The organism is Synechococcus sp. R55.2 (assembly GCF_047462075.1).
Taxonomy (GTDB): domain Bacteria; phylum Cyanobacteriota; class Cyanobacteriia; order Thermostichales; family Thermostichaceae; genus Thermostichus.
Genome location: NZ_JANSIH010000277.1, coordinates 1 through 638 on the forward strand (window position 1 = coordinate 1; position 638 = coordinate 638).

Here is a 638-nt window from a genome sequence, read left to right on the forward strand (position 1 = left end):
GGGATAAGCGAGTATGGACAACCCATTCCCTGATTTTGTGCTTGTTTGCCGGGCCAGTGGGCTTGCTCTCCCATTTGCTTACGGTGGCAGTTGTCCAGGCACGCCGGCAAAACCAGGCGCAAGGAAGGACTCAAGAGACAGGAGTGCCACAAGAGTTGGCTAACCCCTAGGGATAGGCTCTATCGAATAGGGATCCAGGCTCGCATAGCAGGAGGAAGTCCTAAGAGGCTAGGATCAGGGGTAGGAGCCCTCAGCCTTGAGGCCAGAGGAACTGTTTGATGAGGAGTGGAGGCATAGCTTGGTTTTTGCGTCCTCAGCGGTGGCTGTGGAGCGGCCTTGGAGCAGCAGCCCTTGTGGCCCTCACGGCTGGGGCTAGTTGGGCACGGCTTTTGTTGGAAGTGCGCATGACCATGGGCCTGCCCATTAGCCCTAACTACTGGTACATGGTGGCCCTTAGCCGAGCTGGTAGCCCTGGCCCCACCGCCAACCTGGTAGATCCCAATGTCCGGGTTGGGCCCAACGAGTACACCTTTGTGCGCGACTGGGACTACCTGATTCGGGTTACCCCTCTTAACGAGGAGGCCGTTTTGCAAGCTACCATCCAGCGCTTTGGTGAGCAGGAGCGAGAGTTTGCCGTT

General features: G+C 58.0%; 1 protein-coding gene. It reads left to right on the top strand.

What is annotated here, in order from left to right; all coding sequences use genetic code 11:
- Positions 1-278 precede the first annotated feature (278 nt).
- On the top strand, positions 279-638 hold a 360-nt coding region (locus NW838_RS08980; protein ID WP_414427890.1), incomplete at its 3' end, for a hypothetical protein.